Source organism: Vibrio sp. QJM3NY_35, assembly GCF_057785915.1.
This window is the reverse complement of sequence record NZ_CM173508.1, coordinates 1,745,777-1,762,999: the sequence shown is the minus strand read 5'-3', so window position 1 is coordinate 1,762,999 and position 17,223 is coordinate 1,745,777. Positions and strand designations below refer to the sequence as shown.

General features: G+C 43.3%; 10 protein-coding genes and 7 tRNA genes. 13 read left to right on the top strand and 4 right to left on the bottom strand.

Translation table 11 applies throughout. The features are described from left to right. The first annotated feature begins 5 nt into the window (after positions 1–5). Entirely contained in the window at positions 6–2,405 is a 2,400-nt protein-coding gene (locus AC3CH3_RS23055) for a hypothetical protein (protein WP_488538553.1), read from the top strand. A 596-nt stretch (positions 2,406–3,001) separates the two neighbouring features. On the opposite strand, the gene AC3CH3_RS23050 is transcribed toward AC3CH3_RS23055, so the two are convergent. Further along, positions 3,002–3,655 carry a YiaD family glycine zipper/OmpA-like lipoprotein gene (locus AC3CH3_RS23050; RefSeq protein ID WP_488538552.1) on the bottom strand — a complete coding sequence of 218 codons (654 nt, stop codon included), beginning with the start codon at positions 3,653–3,655 and terminating at the stop codon, positions 3,002–3,004. 498 nt (positions 3,656–4,153) lie between these two features. Between AC3CH3_RS23050 and AC3CH3_RS23045 the strand changes: the two genes are divergently transcribed. From AC3CH3_RS23045 to AC3CH3_RS23035, 3 genes are all read left to right on the top strand, one after another. Further along, a tRNA-Leu gene (locus AC3CH3_RS23045) sits at positions 4,154–4,240 on the top strand. A 64-nt stretch (positions 4,241–4,304) separates the two neighbouring features. Continuing rightward, positions 4,305–4,378, top strand: a tRNA-Cys gene (locus AC3CH3_RS23040). Positions 4,379–4,675: 297 nt separating this feature from the next. Continuing rightward, the gene (locus AC3CH3_RS23035; RefSeq protein WP_488538551.1) at positions 4,676–6,565 is read left to right on the top strand and encodes a methyl-accepting chemotaxis protein; all 1,890 of its coding nucleotides are present in this window, start codon (positions 4,676–4,678) and stop codon (positions 6,563–6,565) included. 84 nt (positions 6,566–6,649) lie between these two features. Here AC3CH3_RS23035 and AC3CH3_RS23030 read toward each other — a convergent pair whose 3' ends face one another. Continuing rightward, positions 6,650–7,438: a lipase family protein gene (locus AC3CH3_RS23030; protein WP_146457481.1), complete on the bottom strand. Its 789-nt coding sequence runs from the start codon at positions 7,436–7,438 to the stop codon at positions 6,650–6,652. Positions 7,439–7,787: 349 nt separating this feature from the next. Between AC3CH3_RS23030 and AC3CH3_RS23025 the strand changes: the two genes are divergently transcribed. The 5 genes from AC3CH3_RS23025 (at position 7,788) to AC3CH3_RS23005 (ending at position 8,456) form a co-directional block, all read left to right on the top strand. Beyond that, positions 7,788–7,874, top strand: a tRNA-Leu gene (locus AC3CH3_RS23025). A gap of 83 nt (positions 7,875–7,957) precedes the next feature. Beyond that, positions 7,958–8,031: transfer RNA gene (locus AC3CH3_RS23020), tRNA-Cys, on the top strand. Between the two features lie 44 nt (positions 8,032–8,075). Further along, a tRNA-Gly gene (locus tag AC3CH3_RS23015) sits at positions 8,076–8,151 on the top strand. Positions 8,152–8,231: 80 nt separating this feature from the next. Next, a tRNA-Leu gene (locus AC3CH3_RS23010) sits at positions 8,232–8,318 on the top strand. 64 nt (positions 8,319–8,382) lie between these two features. Next, positions 8,383–8,456: transfer RNA gene (locus AC3CH3_RS23005), tRNA-Cys, on the top strand. 506 nt (positions 8,457–8,962) lie between these two features. Here the strand turns inward: AC3CH3_RS23005 and AC3CH3_RS23000 are convergent. Both AC3CH3_RS23000 and AC3CH3_RS22995 read right to left on the bottom strand, forming a co-directional pair. Beyond that, on the bottom strand, positions 8,963–9,901 hold the full coding sequence (locus AC3CH3_RS23000; RefSeq protein WP_114635291.1) for a VirK/YbjX family protein: 939 nt from the start codon (positions 9,899–9,901) through the stop codon (positions 8,963–8,965). 392 nt (positions 9,902–10,293) lie between these two features. Continuing rightward, on the bottom strand, positions 10,294–11,484 hold the full coding sequence (locus AC3CH3_RS22995; protein ID WP_488538550.1) for a hypothetical protein: 1,191 nt from the start codon (positions 11,482–11,484) through the stop codon (positions 10,294–10,296). A 621-nt stretch (positions 11,485–12,105) separates the two neighbouring features. Between AC3CH3_RS22995 and nirB the strand changes: the two genes are divergently transcribed. From nirB to cobA, 4 genes are all read left to right on the top strand, one after another. Then, positions 12,106–14,679: a nitrite reductase large subunit NirB gene (gene nirB / locus AC3CH3_RS22990; protein ID WP_488538549.1), complete on the top strand. Its 2,574-nt coding sequence runs from the start codon at positions 12,106–12,108 to the stop codon at positions 14,677–14,679. A 15-nt stretch (positions 14,680–14,694) separates the two neighbouring features. Next, positions 14,695–15,018 carry a nitrite reductase small subunit NirD gene (gene nirD / locus AC3CH3_RS22985; RefSeq protein WP_004731122.1) on the top strand — a complete coding sequence of 108 codons (324 nt, stop codon included), beginning with the start codon at positions 14,695–14,697 and terminating at the stop codon, positions 15,016–15,018. 123 nt (positions 15,019–15,141) lie between these two features. Next, a complete protein-coding gene (locus AC3CH3_RS22980) occupies positions 15,142–15,957 on the top strand; it encodes a formate/nitrite transporter family protein (RefSeq protein WP_488538548.1) in 816 nt (271 codons plus the stop codon). A 459-nt stretch (positions 15,958–16,416) separates the two neighbouring features. Next, positions 16,417–17,193 (top strand): uroporphyrinogen-III C-methyltransferase, encoded by a 777-nt coding sequence (gene cobA / locus AC3CH3_RS22975; RefSeq protein WP_488538547.1) that lies wholly within the window; start codon positions 16,417–16,419, stop codon positions 17,191–17,193. Positions 17,194–17,223: the final 30 nt, after the last annotated feature.

The window sequence follows — 17,223 nt, the reverse complement described above, 5'->3', positions numbered from 1 at the left end:
CCAGTATGGCTACAGAAACGAAACAAGAAAGCGTAAGCAAAGAGAAAAGAGCAAAGCCTAAATGGTTTGCGATAATACTGTTTGTTATGTCGTTATGCTATCTCATTCCAGAGGTAGTGTTTAATGCGAAATTAGTAGAAGTTGCGGGTGGCGGGAGCGTTGATGATCAAACGCTGCACCTTGTTGAACTATTTGGACGCACAATTTCAGGTATTGGCGTTACTTTGTTAATCGCCGATTTGCTGCTTAAAGGGCGACTGGTGAGTTCAGTACCAAGAGCCATTATGAGCTTTTTTCTCGTGGCTTTAGTTGTTTGGCCAACGGTGTTCTTCGGCCAAAAACTTCTTATCGATAAATTTTTAGTTGAACCATCGACACCGCAGCAGCGTCAAGAAGCGTTCTTCGCTTCGATATTACGCTCAAGTTTAGCTGCGAATGTGGTGCAGATATCTGGCCTACCATACGATTCTAAACATGCGACTTCACCAACGGAAATGACCTTCTTAGCCATGATGGGGGGCCTTGTTTATGCCAATGATGAGTTTATTCATCATGTCGATGATAAAAAGCGTCAGATCCTAAATCGCTATATTGAAAATAAAGCGAACAGTCAGTTTGATGAATACTTCAACGACTACACAAGCATGCGTTCTGAGGTGTTGTCTTCTTACAAGCAGTATCAAGCTGGTGTCGATAAGTACAACAAGAATGTACGTCAAGTATTAAGCAGGGCGAATGAAGCATGGGAAGATGTCGAAACGCAGATTGCTCAAGGTTGGAAAGACTACCGCAACGCTGAAAAAGCCTATCTAGCGAGAGCAGAAGCTCGCGCGCAAAAAGTGGCACCGAAAATCTATGACCACTTTGAAGACCGCAACCGCTGTATCGACCGTTACGGTGGTAAAAGCAGTAAACGTGACCGTCTCAACCGTTGTATTACCGATGAAGATAAGCAATACGCAAAAACGCTGAAAAGCGCAGGCATTCCATATCAAGAAATGGACTACTGGTTGAAGCGTGAAATGCGCAGAACCAAAGGTGAAACATCACTGTCTGAAACAGCAATGACGTTAGGCTTGTCTGCGGTACTTGCGGGTTTAGAAATAGCAACCGGTGATGCCGGCAAGCAAGATATTCGAGAAGTATTCACTAACGAGGTCGCTCACTACACACCACGCATCTTAGTACTATGGAAAGGTAAGTTTGAGCGTGAGACGGGATACCCAATGGGTATTAGTGGCATCAAGCAGTTCCGTAATCACTCTGTCACTGCACAAAAGGTGCGTTCGAGAGCAGCGAAAAAAGGTATTAATCTTAAGAAGAGCTGGCGTATTTCTCATATCACAGCATTCAAAAACACCGTAAAAACGCAAGCGCACAAGAAGATCGACCAGAAATGGGATGATGAAATGGCAAGCCGTGGCATGGATATGAAGCCAAACTTATCTTGGAAGTCGTTCCAGACACATCCGCAAATTCAGGCGCGTATTTTGGAGTCAATGAGTGAACGTAATTACGTGAAACCTATGATGGCAGACTGGAATAACAAACAGTTCTACACCAAAGTAGTGAAGGTAAACATCAAGCGTGAAACTCAATATTGGCTTCGCTATATTGAGTCAGTTCGTTCACAGTTTGAAGATGGGGCACCATTGGCAGAAAATGGGAAATCGGCACTTCGCTCGATTATCGTACCGCCCATTTCTATGTCGCTGTCACTATTATTGGTTCTACTTACCGTAGTTAAGCTACCGTTCAAGTTCTGGGCGCTGATTGACTACGACAAAGATTTTGAAAACGATCAAAATCCGTGGGAGAAATATGTCAGCCCAGCATTATCAGCCTTACTGATTATTGCGATGTTTGCTGTGCCTCTGCTAGTGGGGAATTCTAAGTTTACGGAAGAGAAATCGACCACGAGTTACTTCTTAGATCAGTTTGACGAGACAGTCTCGCCAGTTGGATCCATTGCACTTAAATGGGTACTCCATACCCAGCCCATTGTGCAGCCAATTGGGGCTAAGTTTGATGAAAATATGCAGATTACCGCATTGTTCAAAAAAAGCCTAGAGCACTCTATTGGTGAGTTGGACAAGATAGTAATGGTTAAGCTTAACCCGCCGAAAGCATTGGCTTCTAAAGAGGTACGCCAAGGCTTTGAGGATCAAAAGCAGGCGATTACTCAATCTGGTCAGTTGGTCGATTTACCGTTTACAGTTCAGACCAATGCGCCAAATGCCAAAATTCGTGTAATGAACATCAAGCCACGGTATAAAGCGGGAATGAAGCTTCCTTCTGGCAACTACCATGTCGAAGTAAGCGCCTCTGGTTACAAAACAAAACGACTTTGGGTTTCCCACAATAAAGGGAATAGCACTCATCAAGTCAATGTCCCAAAGAGTTAATTAAACCGACTGCCCTACTGAGATGTGGGGAATGACTTAAAAAGGTGCTGAAATGCACCTTTTTTATTTCGTGGTAATAAGTGGTGAGGCTCTGATTGACCATCGATAAATCTCAATAAAAAGCCAAATTATACCAGAACTTACGATTTCTGGTCTGATAGTGGAAGCTAAAGGGGCAGTGAAGTTAGCCACTGGAAACAAGATTAACGACAAGCAATAAGTGATCTTATATGCTCTGAATATCACACTATCAAGTACCAGTGAAAGTGTGTGTGAGTGCTAATTTTTAATCCACTTAGTCAGCGTATAGAAATCATCACCAGCTTTTGTTTTTACCTTCACATAGTGTCTGCTATTTGCGTTGACGACGTTCCCATTATGCTTAAAATCCAATGTACGGTAACTGTTTGGTTGGTTACGTACCTTTTTTAGCTCTTTCATACCAATAGCCAAGGTATATCTACAAATCGTAATATCTGTAATCGCAAATGGCACGAAGCTAGCGTTCAAATGTGCGGTCTCTGGGTTGAAAAAATCAGACACCAACCAGCAGGAATGGCTTGAGAAAGCGGTTAAAAAACATAAAACAAAGCCCTCTAGTTCATCGCCAAAATGTTGATTTCAACACGACGGTTACAAGCACGACCTTGGATGGTTTTGTTATCACAAACGGGGTAACGCTCACCAAAACCTTGTGTTACAACACGTCCAGAAATCACCTTCTGATTAATGAGGTAGTTACCTACCGATTGAGCTCGCTCTTCTGAAAGTGTTTGGTTATTTGACTCATTGCCAGAGCTGTCAGTATGCCCTTTAATCTCCAATCGCGTATCTGGGTATTCAGCGAGGATCAGCGCTACGCTATTCAAGGTAGGGTAGATAGCTGAAGACAGGTGATATGAACCTGAATCGAACCCAATACCATTTTCCATAATAAGCTTAAGTTCTTTCTCGTTAATGCGTTCCACTTGAACACCAGAGCTTACCAATTGTTGGCGTAGTGCTTGTTCTTGCTGGTCCATATAGTAGCCAGCACTGCCACCGACCACGCCCCCAATAGCAGCGCCGCGTAGTGCATCAGAGCTATTTCCTGTAGCTGCACCGATTGCAGCGCCCGCTAACATGCCAGCTAAAGCTCCTTTAGTTGTCGAGTTTGTTTCGGTTTCACCTGTTGTAGCATTTTGTCGTTGAGTCGCTTGACAACCAGAAAGCAAAGCTGCAATAGATAAGGTGACGATTACGCGTTTCATAGAATCTTTTCTCACTAATAGTCGTTGATTAGTTTTGATGATATTGGTCATAAATGAGTGGTAGATGCATTCAATCTATTTACACTCGATACAAAAGAAACGGTAATAATATGGGTAAATGATTTTTTGTTGGACAGTAAAAATACCGCTTTATCGTTTGATTGATTAAGTTCTGATTAACTAAAGATGTGATGTATTACTATTTGAAGAGCGGTATTTATGAGGAATATATTATAGAGCATCCCGAAACTGATGCTCTATAACAGATTAACAACTAGGGTGAATGAATCATTCTCTTTTCACACTGTATTATACCAATCGTAGTAAAGAACTGTTCAGCCTAGCTTGTTAAAATGCTCGATAACTGCGTTACAAATTTGATTGTAGAATAACTGCTTATCGAAAAAAATTGTCGAAAAGAGCTGCCTCGTTCTCACGGCTTAGGTCGCTGAGAGATGGTGTTTTACTCTTGAGTAATCAGCATCGCATGACTGCGTTGCCCTGGTGGTGGAATTGGTAGACACAAGGGATTTAAAATCCCTCGACGTTCGCGTTGTGCCGGTTCAAGTCCGGCCCGGGGCACCATCTATTTGATTGTTATCTTGTTTGGTAATGCTCAAAAGAGTTGTTCTCTTAAAACACTATTGAAGGCGCCTTGGCAGAGTGGCTATGCAGCGGATTGCAAATCCGTGGACCTCGGTTCGACTCCGGGAGGCGCCTCCATCATTTAGAAGAAACCAGTCCTTGTGGCTGGTTTTTTCGTTTCTGGCTTCTTTGTTTCTTGTTTCTCCATCCTTGCCTCTTCATTTCTCCCCTTTACCTTTTATAGACCCACTCTATTTTGATGAGATCCTAAGTTGAACCTTTGTTGATAGACAGGTAAATAAACCAAAGTCACAATTAACCATAATGCTCAATTTGTTTCATTGTTTTATGGGATAACCCAAATTAAAACATATGTATGAGTGATAGTGTCCCTCTTTTATATTTCTTTAATTGTTCTATAAGAGGTTCTTAAATATGCAATTTAGTCTAAAGAGGAAAATGGTTTTCTCTGTAGTTTTGGCGATTGCTGTTACATCTGCCATTCTTCTTTTCATGGGTTATAAGACGTTTCAAACAAACAGCTGGCAAGCAATCGAAAGTGAAAGCCGCAATACGCTTCAAGCTCATGCAAAAGGCATCAGCGACTGGTTTTACGATAAGAAGCAAGCAGTACACGGGCTTAAGCAACAAGTTCAGCTTAACCCTTCAATAGATATCGTTCCTCATTTACGTCAAACCTTGGTATCTGGTGGGTTTGGATTGAGCTATTACGGTAACAAAGAAGGTGAGATGTTTCGCCATGATCCTTCATTGAATAAAGCGGGTTACGACCCAAGAGTCCGAGGTTGGTATAAACAAACATTGGCTGAAAATCGAGCTGTGACAACAAAGCCGTATGTGAGTGTGACGATGCAAACCTTGGTGGTGACACTGACCGATCCTGTGACCGAAAATGGTTCAATCATCGGTGTTGTGGCATCTAATCTTGCGTTAGACAAGCTAATTGAAGATGTGTTGGCTATTCAGGTTCCAGGTAATGGACGAGCGATACTAATTGATAAGCAAGGCACGGTCGTTGCTCATAAGAATAAAGATTTCATCCTTAAGGAAGTCAAAGAGATAGCACCTGAATTAAGTGTTTCTGGATTAAACAGTGCTGCGCAGAACTTGACGACGATCTTTACGCAAGTGGATGGTGCCGAGCGAGTCATCATGGCTGAGCCAATTAAAGGCACTGACTGGTTACTTGTGATTGAAATGGATAAAGACGTACTAGAGCAGCCCCTGTTCGATATGTTGATTAGCCAAATTACCACAGGTTTGATTGTATTGATCGTTATGGCTGTAGCAACCTCATGGTTTGTGGCTCGTCAATTAGTTGAACTGGGTCGAGTGAGTGAAGCATTAGCTGATATTGCGGAAGGGGAAGGCGATCTCACCCAAAGACTACAAGTGTCGAGCCAAGATGAGGTGGGTCAGCTTGCCGATAAATTTAATGTCTTCGTTGATCGACTCCATCAAATGATGCAAAACGTCACTCAAGTTTCTACCGCGATGAACAGCGGTGCCGAGCATGCTAATACCAGTGCGATGAAGCGCAGTGATAGTGTAAGCAAACAACAAGATGAGATCACGATGGTAGCAACGGCTGTGACAGAAATGGCGACAGCAACAGCCGAAATCGCCACGAATGCTGAGAGTACGGCCAAAAGTGCGACTCATTCGGTGGAGTTGAGCGAGCAAGGTTTCCAACAGATGGCCAAAAGCCAATCATCGATCAATGAACTTGCTACTGAGCTAACAAGCGCTGTGTCTATCATCAGCGAGCTTGAAGAGCATGGTCAACAAATCGCGTCTATCTTAGCGACGATTCGTGAAATAGCGGAGCAAACTAACTTACTCGCGCTCAATGCGGCCATTGAAGCGGCTAGGGCAGGCGAACAAGGCAGAGGTTTTGCTGTGGTGGCTGACGAGGTTCGTGTGCTTTCTCAACGTACTCATGCTTCAACAGAAGAGATCGAAGACAAGATCAAACGCTTACAACAAGCGACCAATGGTGCGGTGAAAGTGATGACACAAAGCCATGATATGGCGAAAACAAGCGTACATGACGTGGACATGGCCGGAGAGAGCCTAGCTCAAATCCGTGAAGCGATTCAGATGATCAGTGATATGGCGACTCAGATTGCTTCTGCCGCTGAAGAACAATCTTTAGTTACCGCGGAAATCAATGCGAATACTGAGTCTGTTCGTGAAGTTAGTGATGTGATGGCGCTTGATGCGACAGATGCAGTTTCGCAAGCCGATCAGCTCAGCCACTTAGCTAACGATCTCAAACAGGAACTATCAAGATTTAAACTTTAAGTTCAGTTAAAACCATAAAGAGCACAAGTCATTACAGGCTTGTGCTCTTCTTTTATGCAGCCAGCATCAACTTAATTCACTGCCTCAGTGCTTATCGAAGAAATCTTTGTTACGAATATACTTGCTCATTAGGTGATAAGAGAAAGGCCGGATCAACCAACTGAAAATTGAGCGTCCAAGGCGTATTAACGTCGGTGTGTTTTCATAGATCCTGCCGTTATAGAGCCAAAGTACTTTCCCTACATGCCAATACAGCAGTGGCACGGGCGGCATGAAGGTGACAATATCGATGTCACAACAGATACGGTAGGTTTTCTTGCTCAAACGGTAGTTCTTTTTAAAACTCCAATCACCAATTGCAGGTTGTCCAAAAGTCACAATTCGTTTGATACAGCCTGGATACTTTTGGTCTAGGTAGTCAGCAAATACACAACCAATAGAGCCACCAGAAGAGTGCCCAGTAATAGAAATTCTTTTCCCTTGCTCTAACAAAGGCAAGAGCGTGGCTTCTAAGCGTTCGATAACGGTTTGCCCAAGCTTGTCTTCGTTACGACCTGGTTGGCTTTCTTGGAACATAAGATGATAGAAGCCAGCGTGTACCCGATAGTTCAACCCAATCCTTTTACAGCTTCTGGTCCATAGTGCAAAAGTGAGTAGCCAGTCAGAAACGCTGTGTGACCCCTTGATAACCACGACGACTTCATCTTTGTCGCTGCTCCATAAGACTCGAATCATGGTTTTGCCAAACTGATTCTTTATGATGCGCTGTCCATTAGGATCAAAACCATAACGAGTTTGTTTAAATACTCTAGGGTAGGCGAGGTTGCAGAGCACGGCGTAGCGTTCATATTGGTATCGTTTTAGTGGCTTCACGTTGTCATTTCGTAATAGTTGTTACTTAAAACTTTAGTCTTTGAATGTGAAAAGCACATGAAAACGAGGGAGTGTTTCGTTCATTCTATGGAATCAACAGTATTTAGTGAATCTTCGAACTGGATTTCGGCTTATGAGTTCCCGTTAAAACTCAAAATCTACGTATAAGAACCGTACAAGCTGCACTAAATTCAATCGTTTGAGTTCGATAATTAATCACTTGAATTGAAAGATAAAAATTACTGTTGACGAATTTTTTCTATCCGTTAAAGTACACGTCGTTCTCACGGCTTAGGTCGCTGAGAGATGGTGTTTTACTCTTCAGTAATCAGCATCGCATGATTGCGTTGCCCTGGTGGTGGAATTGGTAGACACAAGGGATTTAAAATCCCTCGGCGTTCGCGCTGTGCCGGTTCAAGTCCGGCCCGGGGCACCATCTATCTAGTTTCTACTTTAAGTAGAGTGTTGAACAAAGAGTGGTTCTCTTTAAACACTTCAATATATTTTTATGTTGATAAAGGCGCCTTGGCAGAGTGGCTATGCAGCGGATTGCAAATCCGTGGACCTCGGTTCGACTCCGGGAGGCGCCTCCATTCTCTTTCTTATTTAATTAGTGAGAAATTAAAAGAATGAAATTGCGATACTAGCTCAGTTGGTAGAGCGCAACCTTGCCAAGGTTGAGGTCATCGGTTCGAACCCGATGTATCGCTCCAAATTTTGTAATGTTGATTCATTTTGACATTAAGATGGTGTTTTACTTTTCAGTAATCGGCATCGCAATAAAGAATTGCGTGCCCTGGTGGTGGAATTGGTAGACACAAGGGATTTAAAATCCCTCGACGTTCGCGTTGTGCCGGTTCAAGTCCGGCCCGGGGCACCATCTATTTGATTGTTACCTTGTTTGGTAGCGCTCAAAAGAGTTGTTCTCTTTAAACACTATTGAAGGCGCCTTGGCAGAGTGGCTATGCAGCGGATTGCAAATCCGTGGACCTCGGTTCGACTCCGGGAGGCGCCTCCACTATTTAGAAAGCCCGATCAGAAATGATCGGGCTTTTTTACGTCTGTAGGAAAGTGGTTTCGGTTTAGATAACTTCTTGTCTTGTCTATCTCCGGTATCTTGCACGGAATTTCTAGGGGAAGGATGCGCGAGGAAATATCTGCGCTGATGAGTCGTGCGGAAGTTTTGTGCGAAAATACCGAAGGGAAAACCTCCGGTATGTCTCTGATCTTTGTCTTGTCGGGCGGAAAGCGTACACGAAGCTTAAATAAAAAAATTAATAGAGTTGGTGGTAACTTTTAGCCGGCAAGTGTTAACTGACATGTTATTAGGCACAAAGGTGTCAGTGATGATCATTACTGACTGTGATCTCGCGAATCGAAGTGGTACTGCCATTTAACTAAGTACGAGCTCTAACTGTCATTCAGGTGATACCGAGATTGTTAATTTTGAGGATATGCACTACGTTACTTTTCATGATTCGGAGAAAAGTGATGGATACTCGTATATTCATAGTGCCTAATTTATCACTCGTCATAAGAGTATTTTAATGCTTCTTTGAATGTCGTTTTGGTGTTGTCTAACCATTCATAACGGCGGCGGTACATAGAACGTTTAGAACGAGACATACCTTCGATGTCGCGGCGTGGTGCATCAACGCTAAGCGAATAGAAGTTACGGTCGTATTCGGTGCCGCCCAGTTCAATCCATAATGCGTCGTAGTCAGTCTTAATTCGCCCATTTTTATAGCGTTTAGCCGCAAAAGTGTGAGACTGTGTCTTCACCGCAAGAATGGTCTCTATATCCCAGATCTGTGCAAGGATACTCAGTAGACTTACCATTAGACTTTTTGGACGTTGGCCATAAAGTTTACGAGTCAGATTTTTTATCTTCTCGTTGCTGGTCTCGTTACTGCGTGGACCTTGCAACCCGCCAATCTTAATGCAACGGATCCCATTTTCATTCCCGAGAATAAAGGAGATTGTGTAGAAGTTACCGTCCTCTTGGCTATGCAGTACTAAGCTCATATCGCCTTCTTTTTGATAGCGCTCTTCATATACCAATTTCACAGTGTATAAGATCTCATTAATCTCAAAGGTCATAAGAGTAAGCCCTATGGAATCTGTATAGATCTGTTTCATTAATGTTGGTGATATCAGCTTTGATGCTGTTTTGTAATGCTCAATAACAAGCTCTGAGCGATCGATAGCCGGGTTGTTTTTGATGATGTACGGGCGAAAAGGTTTTTCCAAAAAGCGATGCGAGCGTGTACACAGTATCTCTAACATAGACTCTTCAATGTTATTAGCCAAGTAGTTGAATGCCTTTCTGTAGAATAAGGCTCGCGCAATAAACTTGATACGGTAAATCCAGATCGGGTGAAAGTTCTCTGCAAACTGCTCCGAGTAAATAGTCTTGCTTTGATGAACGATGGATTTGTTCATGGTCATTTGATGATCAGTCATTAGCCAGTGCTTCTTTTGAAATGAATGACGCAATTTAACGTGATTTAATGTAATTTGACGTAATTTAATGTAACCCAACTTTATACAAAGTTAAGAAGGGCTGCCCAAAAAATACAACGATTGAACAAAAGCTCGAGAATGGACGTATTAGATGTCTTCAAAAAGAGAGAAAAGCAAGCTTAAGTAAGGCTTGCTCATTGTTCGACATTTTTCGCCAATGTGTGTATCAGAGGCTAAAGTGTGAAAAACTCGTCAAGTTGAGCTTGCTCCTGGGAGAGGAATGTTCTGAAAGCTTCGTGCCCGACCTACCTCCGGTGTCTTGTGCGGAGTTTCTAAGGGAAGAGGTACTTTGAATCATATCTCTGTTTGATTAGTAAACACGTGTATGTGAATCAAAGAGTCCAACGCTGATCAGTGAACTGCACTTGTTCAATGCTTGATAGGGTATTCAAGCCATCGCGTGAAGTAACGGTGTCATTGAGCTGAAATTTACCGCCCCCAAGATTGTGGATTTGGTATTCACTTTTAGGACCATGTACTACAACCGTATTAACACCTAAATTTCCGGTTACCTTATTATCATATCCATTGATCTCAATATTTGCGTTATTCTTGCCAGATAGCGTTAGTTTCGTCAGATATTGAGAGTGATGAGTGTAGGGCGTTGCTGGGTCATATTGCATTTCAAAAGTGCCGGTGAATGTATCAGCAACGTATGCGTCGTAAGCCAGGGTTGGAGAGAAAATCTGTTCCGTAATATATTGCGCGTTAGGATCTCTTGTAGAAAAGTCGTCGCGAGTTTTAACTCTGTATAACCCCCACATACCTTCGCCACTATACGCCCCCCAAAGCCCGTAATAGCTATCAATGACGGCTGCAAAGTACTCTTGGTCAACACTGACTTCTTCTTGCCACTCTTCCAAAGTGTCAACTGGAGGTGTATAGGCATTATGTAAAGCCTGAGTCTGTATTGTATTTAGCTCTTTTTGAAATAAAGGTAATGCCGATTCGCCACTTTGAGGGGAGTTAAGAACACCAATACCATAGTCATGGACTAGGTGGAGAATTTCCTCGTAAGACGCATCGCGATGCTCTTCATAATCCTGTCGAACATACCATTCTCCGCCTTCTACTTGAATTTCCTCTTCGAACAAGGGTTGGCCATCCAAATCGTCGTTATATTGGGGCTCATCGTGATAATTCATTAGTTTCAATATTGCGCCATTGTTCGCCATCGCATTTGCAATATCGCGTTTTGAGTCAGCGCTCCCGTATTTAGTGCCATCAACGGGGGTTAGATAGTGGTTGAGAATATTGACTGCTTTGACTATTTGATAATCGCTCAGGCGATCCATAATTAGAATATGGATAGATTTGCCATTGGGGGCATTGACCGCGACATGTCGGTTATAACCTGCTTTGGAATACGCAGAAAACTGAGAAGGGACTGCTCCTATTGTGATCCCGTGAACAACGGATGGTTTGACATTTTCTTGGCTTGCCACAGGCTTGCTTTGGCTTGAACTATTACAACCGACAAGAAGAACAGTGGCAGCGAATGCAGTTAAAGATAACACTTTCATGGGACACATCTTATGATTTTGAACGTAGTGCCAATATACCGAGATGTCGCTTGATATTGGGTGATTACAGTTGCTGTAATACATATCCATACAATGTCTTACAAAGCCCGTGATCCTAACCGTTCTATCATTTTAAGTTGTTAGCGGCCGCGAGTAGTGTCGAGGTATGGATGAGTAAAATGGCGAAGGTAATAGTTTCGTCTGTCATAGACACGTTATGCGTAATAGTGGAGGAGATGGTATTTGCTTTGTCACCATTAATTGATCATATGACTCTTCACAATTACTCATACTTCTTCATGAAGTAAGAGGTTTGGCAATTTGTAGAGTAGAAAATGGAACGGTAAATGAAAATGATTGTCATTTACTTACGTTGTTGCTAACCTATTATGAAACTTTACAACACTCTTTCTAGTGCGCCAAAGTGTATATAAAATCCCGCTAAACCCTATCAAAACCAAGGTTATTCGTTTGCTTAGCTCGATAAACAAGCAGATCTACCTCTTTTGTTCTACCCCTTTCGGGTAGTTCGTTTTCGTAATTGATTTACATCATATTTTCATTTTCTTTCATAATTCATTATTCGTGTAGTTAAGAAATATATAACCTTCAGGAATTCTTATGAGCAAGATGAAGCTAGTCGTAATCGGTAACGGGATGGTCGGTCATCGCTATATCGAAGATTTAGTCGAGAAGACAGATGTTGCGAACATGGACATTACGGTGTTCTGTGAAGAACCACGTGTTGCGTATGACCGTGTGCACCTTTCTTCTTACTTTTCACACCACACTGCAGACGAACTTTCTTTAGTTAAAGAAGGCTTCTACGAGAAAAACGGCATAAACATGCTGATCGGTGAACGTGCAATCAACGTTAACCGTGAGAAAAAAACGGTTTACTCAAGCACTGGCCGTGAAATCCAATACGACAAACTTGTTCTTGCTACTGGTTCTTTCCCTTTCGTTCCGCCAATTAAAGGCAACGAAGGTAAAGACTGTTTTGTTTACCGCACAATCGAAGATCTAAAAGCTATTGAAGCAACCGCTAAGAATTCTAAGTCTGGTGTGGTTGTTGGTGGCGGTTTACTAGGTCTTGAAGCGGCTGGTGCACTAAAAGCACTTGGCGTGACAACACACGTTGTTGAGTTTGCTCCTAAGCTAATGGCTGAGCAACTTGACCTAGCGGGTGGTAACCAACTTCGTCAAAAAATCGAACGTATGGGCGTAAACGTACATACAAGCAAGAACACGCTTGAGATTGCTCCTGAAGGCACTGAAGCTCGTAACGTGATGCGTTTTGCAGACGGAACAGAGCTCGAAACAGATTTCATCGTATTCTCTGCTGGTATTCGTCCACAAGACAAACTTGCTCGTCAAATGGGCTTGGGTATCGCACCTCGTGGCGGTATCGAGATTAATGATCACTGTCAAACGACGGATAAAGACATCTATGCGATTGGTGAGTGTGCGTCTTGGAACCAAACGTTCTACGGCCTTGTTGCTCCGGGTTACAAAATGGCGACCGTTGCTGTTGACCACGTTGTTGGTAACGAAAGCACATTTGAAGGTGCTGACATGTCTGCGAAGCTTAAGCTTCTAGGCGTGAAAGTAGGTTCTATCGGTGATGCAAACGGCCGCACTCCTGGCTGTAAGAGCTACGTTTACCAAAACGAAGAGCAAGAAGTTTATAAGCGTATCATCGTTTCTGAAGACAATAAGAAGCTTATTGGCGCAGTGATGGTTGGTGATACGTCGGACTATGGTGATCTTCTTCAGTTAATGCTGAACGAAATCGACCTACCAGAACACCCAGATGCACTGATTCTTCCTGCGCACGCGGGTGCTGAAAAACCAACACTTGGCGCGGATTCTTTACCAGAAACTGCAGTTATCTGTTCTTGTTTCGACGTAACCAAAGGCAAGATCGCTCAAGCGGTTGCTGAAGGTCACCACACCATTGGTGATATCAAAGCAGTGACTGGCGCAGGTACAGGTTGTGGTGGTTGTATTCCACTTGTGACTTCTGTGCTAAACGCTGAACTTGCTAAAGCGGGTGTGGAAGTGAAGAACGACGTTTGTGAGCACTTTGCTTACTCTCGCCAAGAGCTTTTCCACCTAATCCGCATCGAAGAAATCAAAACATTCGACGAGCTACTTGAGAAGTACGGTAAAGGCTACGGCTGTGAAATCTGTAAGCCTCTAGCGGGTTCTATCCTTGCTTCTTGCTGGGGTGAGCACATCCTTAAGCCTGAACTAGTGAAACTGCACGATACCAACGATAACTTCCTAGGTAACATTCAAAAAGACGGCACTTACTCGGTTATCCCTCGTATGGCTGGTGGTGAAGTAACACCTCAAGCACTTAGTGTTCTTGCGGATGTGGCGGCTGAATACAACCTGTACACCAAAATCACAGGTGCACAACGTATCGGTCTGTTCGGTGCTCAGAAAGATGACCTACCAGCAATCTGGAAGAAGTTAATCGCAGCAGGTTACGAAACAGGTCAAGCTTACGCAAAAGCACTTCGTATGGCTAAGACATGTGTAGGTTCAACTTGGTGTCGTTACGGCGTTCAAGATTCAGTTGGCCTAGGCGTGATGATCGAGAACCGTTACAAAGGCATCCGTACTCCTCATAAGATGAAGTTTGGTGTGTCGGGCTGTACTCGTGAGTGTGCTGAAGCTCAAGGTAAAGATTTAGGTATTATCGCGACTGACGCGGGTTGGAACATGTACGTGTGTGGTAACGGTGGTATGAAGCCTCGTCACGCAGACCTACTGGCAAGCGACCTAGACCAAGAAACATTGCTGAAATACATCGACCGTTTCATGATGTTCTACATCCGCACGGCTGCGCCACTACAACGTACTTCGGTATGGATGGACAACCTAGAAGGTGGTGTTGATTACCTACGTGAAGTGATTGTAGACAACAAGCTTGGTATTAATGACCAACTTGAAACTGACATCGCTGGCCTAGTTGATAACTTCGCTTGTGAATGGACAGATACAATCAACGACGAAGCTCAACTTAAGCGCTTTGCACACTTCATCAATGCTGATGACCGTGATGATAACGTTGTGTTTGTTGAAGATGGCCGTGAACAACACCGTCCAGCAACATTCACAGAGAAACACCCTGAAGCCATTACTTCGAAGCATCAGGGCGACATCATTCACGTTGAACTGGTTTAATTGGGAGACGACATCATGGCATTTACCAAAGTTTGTAAGATCGAAGATATTATTCCAGGTACCGGTGTTTGTGCATTGGTTGGTGGTGAGCAAGTTGCTATTTTCCGCCCAACGAAAGCCGAAGAAGTGTTCGCTATTAGTAATACTGACCCGTTTTTCCAATCAAACGTTTTATCTCGTGGTTTAACGGTTGAGCACAAAGGTGAGCTTTGGGTGGCGAGCCCACTTAAGAAGCAACGCTTTAACCTAGCAACAGGTGTGTGCATGGAAGACGAGAACTTCAGCGTGAAAGCGTATAAAGCTCGTATTACCAAAGGTGCGGTTGAAATCTCAGCATAATCGAATACGTAACAAGATTTGATAGTTCAAGGGTTCTAGTTCCCGACATTACCTTAGTTCGGCAGCTAGAGCCTTTTCCTATCCAATTTTAACTTTTAATTTTAACTTTTTAAGGACAACCTTATGTCTCCTGATTTTAAACCAGCTGAATTCGTTCAAACGATGATCGATGTGGGTGAAGCGAAAACGAAAACAAGTACTCGCGATCTTCTTATTCGAAGCACAATGGCAGGCATCATTCTTTCTCTTGCTGTTGTTGTGGCAATTACGACTATCGTGCAAACAGGCATTGGTATTGTTGGCGCTCTTGTGTTCCCAGTAGGCTTCGTTATTCTAAGTGTTATGGGCTACGACCTAGTAACGGGTGTATTTGGCCTTGCTCCTTTAGCGAAATTCGATAACCGCCCAGGTGTGACTTGGGGTCGTGTTCTACGTTGTTGGGGTATTGTTGGCCTTGGTAACCTCATCGGTTCTCTAATCGTTGCGGTATTGGTTGCTATCTCATTAACGGGTAACTTCTCTTTAGATCCAAACGCAGTAGCACAAAAGTTCATTGCGGTTTCTACAGCTCGTAGCTTAGGTTTTGAAAACATGGGTATGGACGGGTGGATCACGTGTTTCGTACGCGGTATCTTCTGTAACCTTATGGTATGTCTTGGTGTGATTGGTAACATGACAGCGCGTACTGTGTCTGGCCGTGTAGCAATGATGTGGTTCCCAATCTTCATCTTCTTCGCTCTAGTATTTGAGCACACAGTAGTAAACATGTTCCTATTCCCACTGGGTATGATTCTTGGCGCTGATTTCGGTATCGCGACATGGTTGAACTTCAACCTTATCCCAACAATCCTAGGTAACATCGTTGGTGGTCTACTAATGACGTGTGTTCCTCTATACCTAACTCACGCTAAAACAGCTCCTTCTCTAGGCGCTAAGTAATTCTGAATAGGGTGAAACGTAATTTAGTATGAGATTGAAAGCCCCAACGAAATGTTTGGGGCTTTTTTAGTTCGAATGCCTTAAGCATCACCAAGGTGTTGATTCTTATTGAGTAATACCAATCACAGTAAGTAAGTGATCAGAAATAGCGCAGGAAAAAGGCTTGAGAACAAGACAGAATTTTTCGATAAGTAGTTATTCTACAATCAAAAATTCTAACGAAGTTATCGAGCGTTTTAACCAGCTAGGATGAACAGTTATTTACTACGATTGGTATGAAATACCTGCAATAGATCGTTTTGTTATAATTACTTCTATCTTCGTTAGTATTTAAACTGAATATTTATATCAACACCTGATAGTCTAAGGGTTAAGGATTTGGATAAGTCATCATGAATACAGTGACTTATCACATAGATTGAAGCTTGAGATAAAACAAGCAAACCTTCGGAGCACAGCATGTCAGAAGTATCGTCATCGAATGTTAAAGAAGTAAACAAAGGATTTGTTTCATTGGTAGGCGCAGGTCCAGGCGACCCAGACTTACTTACGCTAAAAGCGGCACGAGTGATTCAACAAGCAGACGTCTTGGTATATGACCGCTTGGTATCAAAAGATATCTTGGCGATGGCTAACCCAGACGCAGAAATGCTGTATGTGGGTAAAAAGCTCGATCATCACTGTGTACCTCAAGATCAGATCAACCAATTATTGGTCACTAAAGCCCAAGAGAACAAGCACGTAGTACGCCTAAAAGGTGGTGACTCGTTTATCTTTGGCCGTGGTGGTGAAGAGTGTGAAACGTTAGCTGAGAATGACGTGAGATTTGAAGTCATTCCGGGCATCACAGCAGCTGCAGGCGCAACGGCTTATGCGGGGATTCCGTTGACGCACCGTGATCATGCACAAAGCGTGCAGTTTATTACCGGCCACTTGAAGAAAGATGGCGAAGATATTGACTGGCAATCTCTTGCTCAGCACAACCATACCATCGTGTTCTACATGGGGTTAAAAGAGAGTCCAAACATTCAGAAAAACTTACTGGATAACGGTATGCGAGCGGACATGCCGGTTGCGATCATCGAAAACGGTACTCGCCAAGACCAAAAGGTGTTTAGAGGTGGGTTACGTGATTTGGCTGACCTTGCTAGTGTCGCAAAGAGCCCAGCATTGATTGTTGTAGGCAGCGTGGCTCAGCTCCATGAAAAACTGGCTTGGTTTAACAAGCAAGCTTAATTGTTTGACCTTCTAGTTGGCTCTCTAAGC

What these genes read in the sequence shown, in the direction of transcription:
- AC3CH3_RS23055 (WP_488538553.1), top strand. Translation starts at nt 6, where the DNA reads ATGGCTACAGAAACGAAACAAGAAAGCGTAAGCAAAGAGAAAAGAGCA.
- AC3CH3_RS23050 (WP_488538552.1), bottom strand. Translation starts at nt 3,655, where the DNA reads ATGAAACGCGTAATCGTCACCTTATCTATTGCAGCTTTGCTTTCTGGT.
- AC3CH3_RS23035 (WP_488538551.1), top strand. Translation starts at nt 4,676, where the DNA reads ATGCAATTTAGTCTAAAGAGGAAAATGGTTTTCTCTGTAGTTTTGGCG.
- AC3CH3_RS23000 (WP_114635291.1), bottom strand. Translation starts at nt 9,901, where the DNA reads ATGACTGATCATCAAATGACCATGAACAAATCCATCGTTCATCAAAGC.
- AC3CH3_RS22995 (WP_488538550.1), bottom strand. Translation starts at nt 11,484, where the DNA reads ATGAAAGTGTTATCTTTAACTGCATTCGCTGCCACTGTTCTTCTTGTC.
- nirB (WP_488538549.1), top strand. Translation starts at nt 12,106, where the DNA reads ATGAGCAAGATGAAGCTAGTCGTAATCGGTAACGGGATGGTCGGTCAT.
- nirD (WP_004731122.1), top strand. Translation starts at nt 14,695, where the DNA reads ATGGCATTTACCAAAGTTTGTAAGATCGAAGATATTATTCCAGGTACC.
- AC3CH3_RS22980 (WP_488538548.1), top strand. Translation starts at nt 15,142, where the DNA reads ATGTCTCCTGATTTTAAACCAGCTGAATTCGTTCAAACGATGATCGAT.
- cobA (WP_488538547.1), top strand. Translation starts at nt 16,417, where the DNA reads ATGTCAGAAGTATCGTCATCGAATGTTAAAGAAGTAAACAAAGGATTT.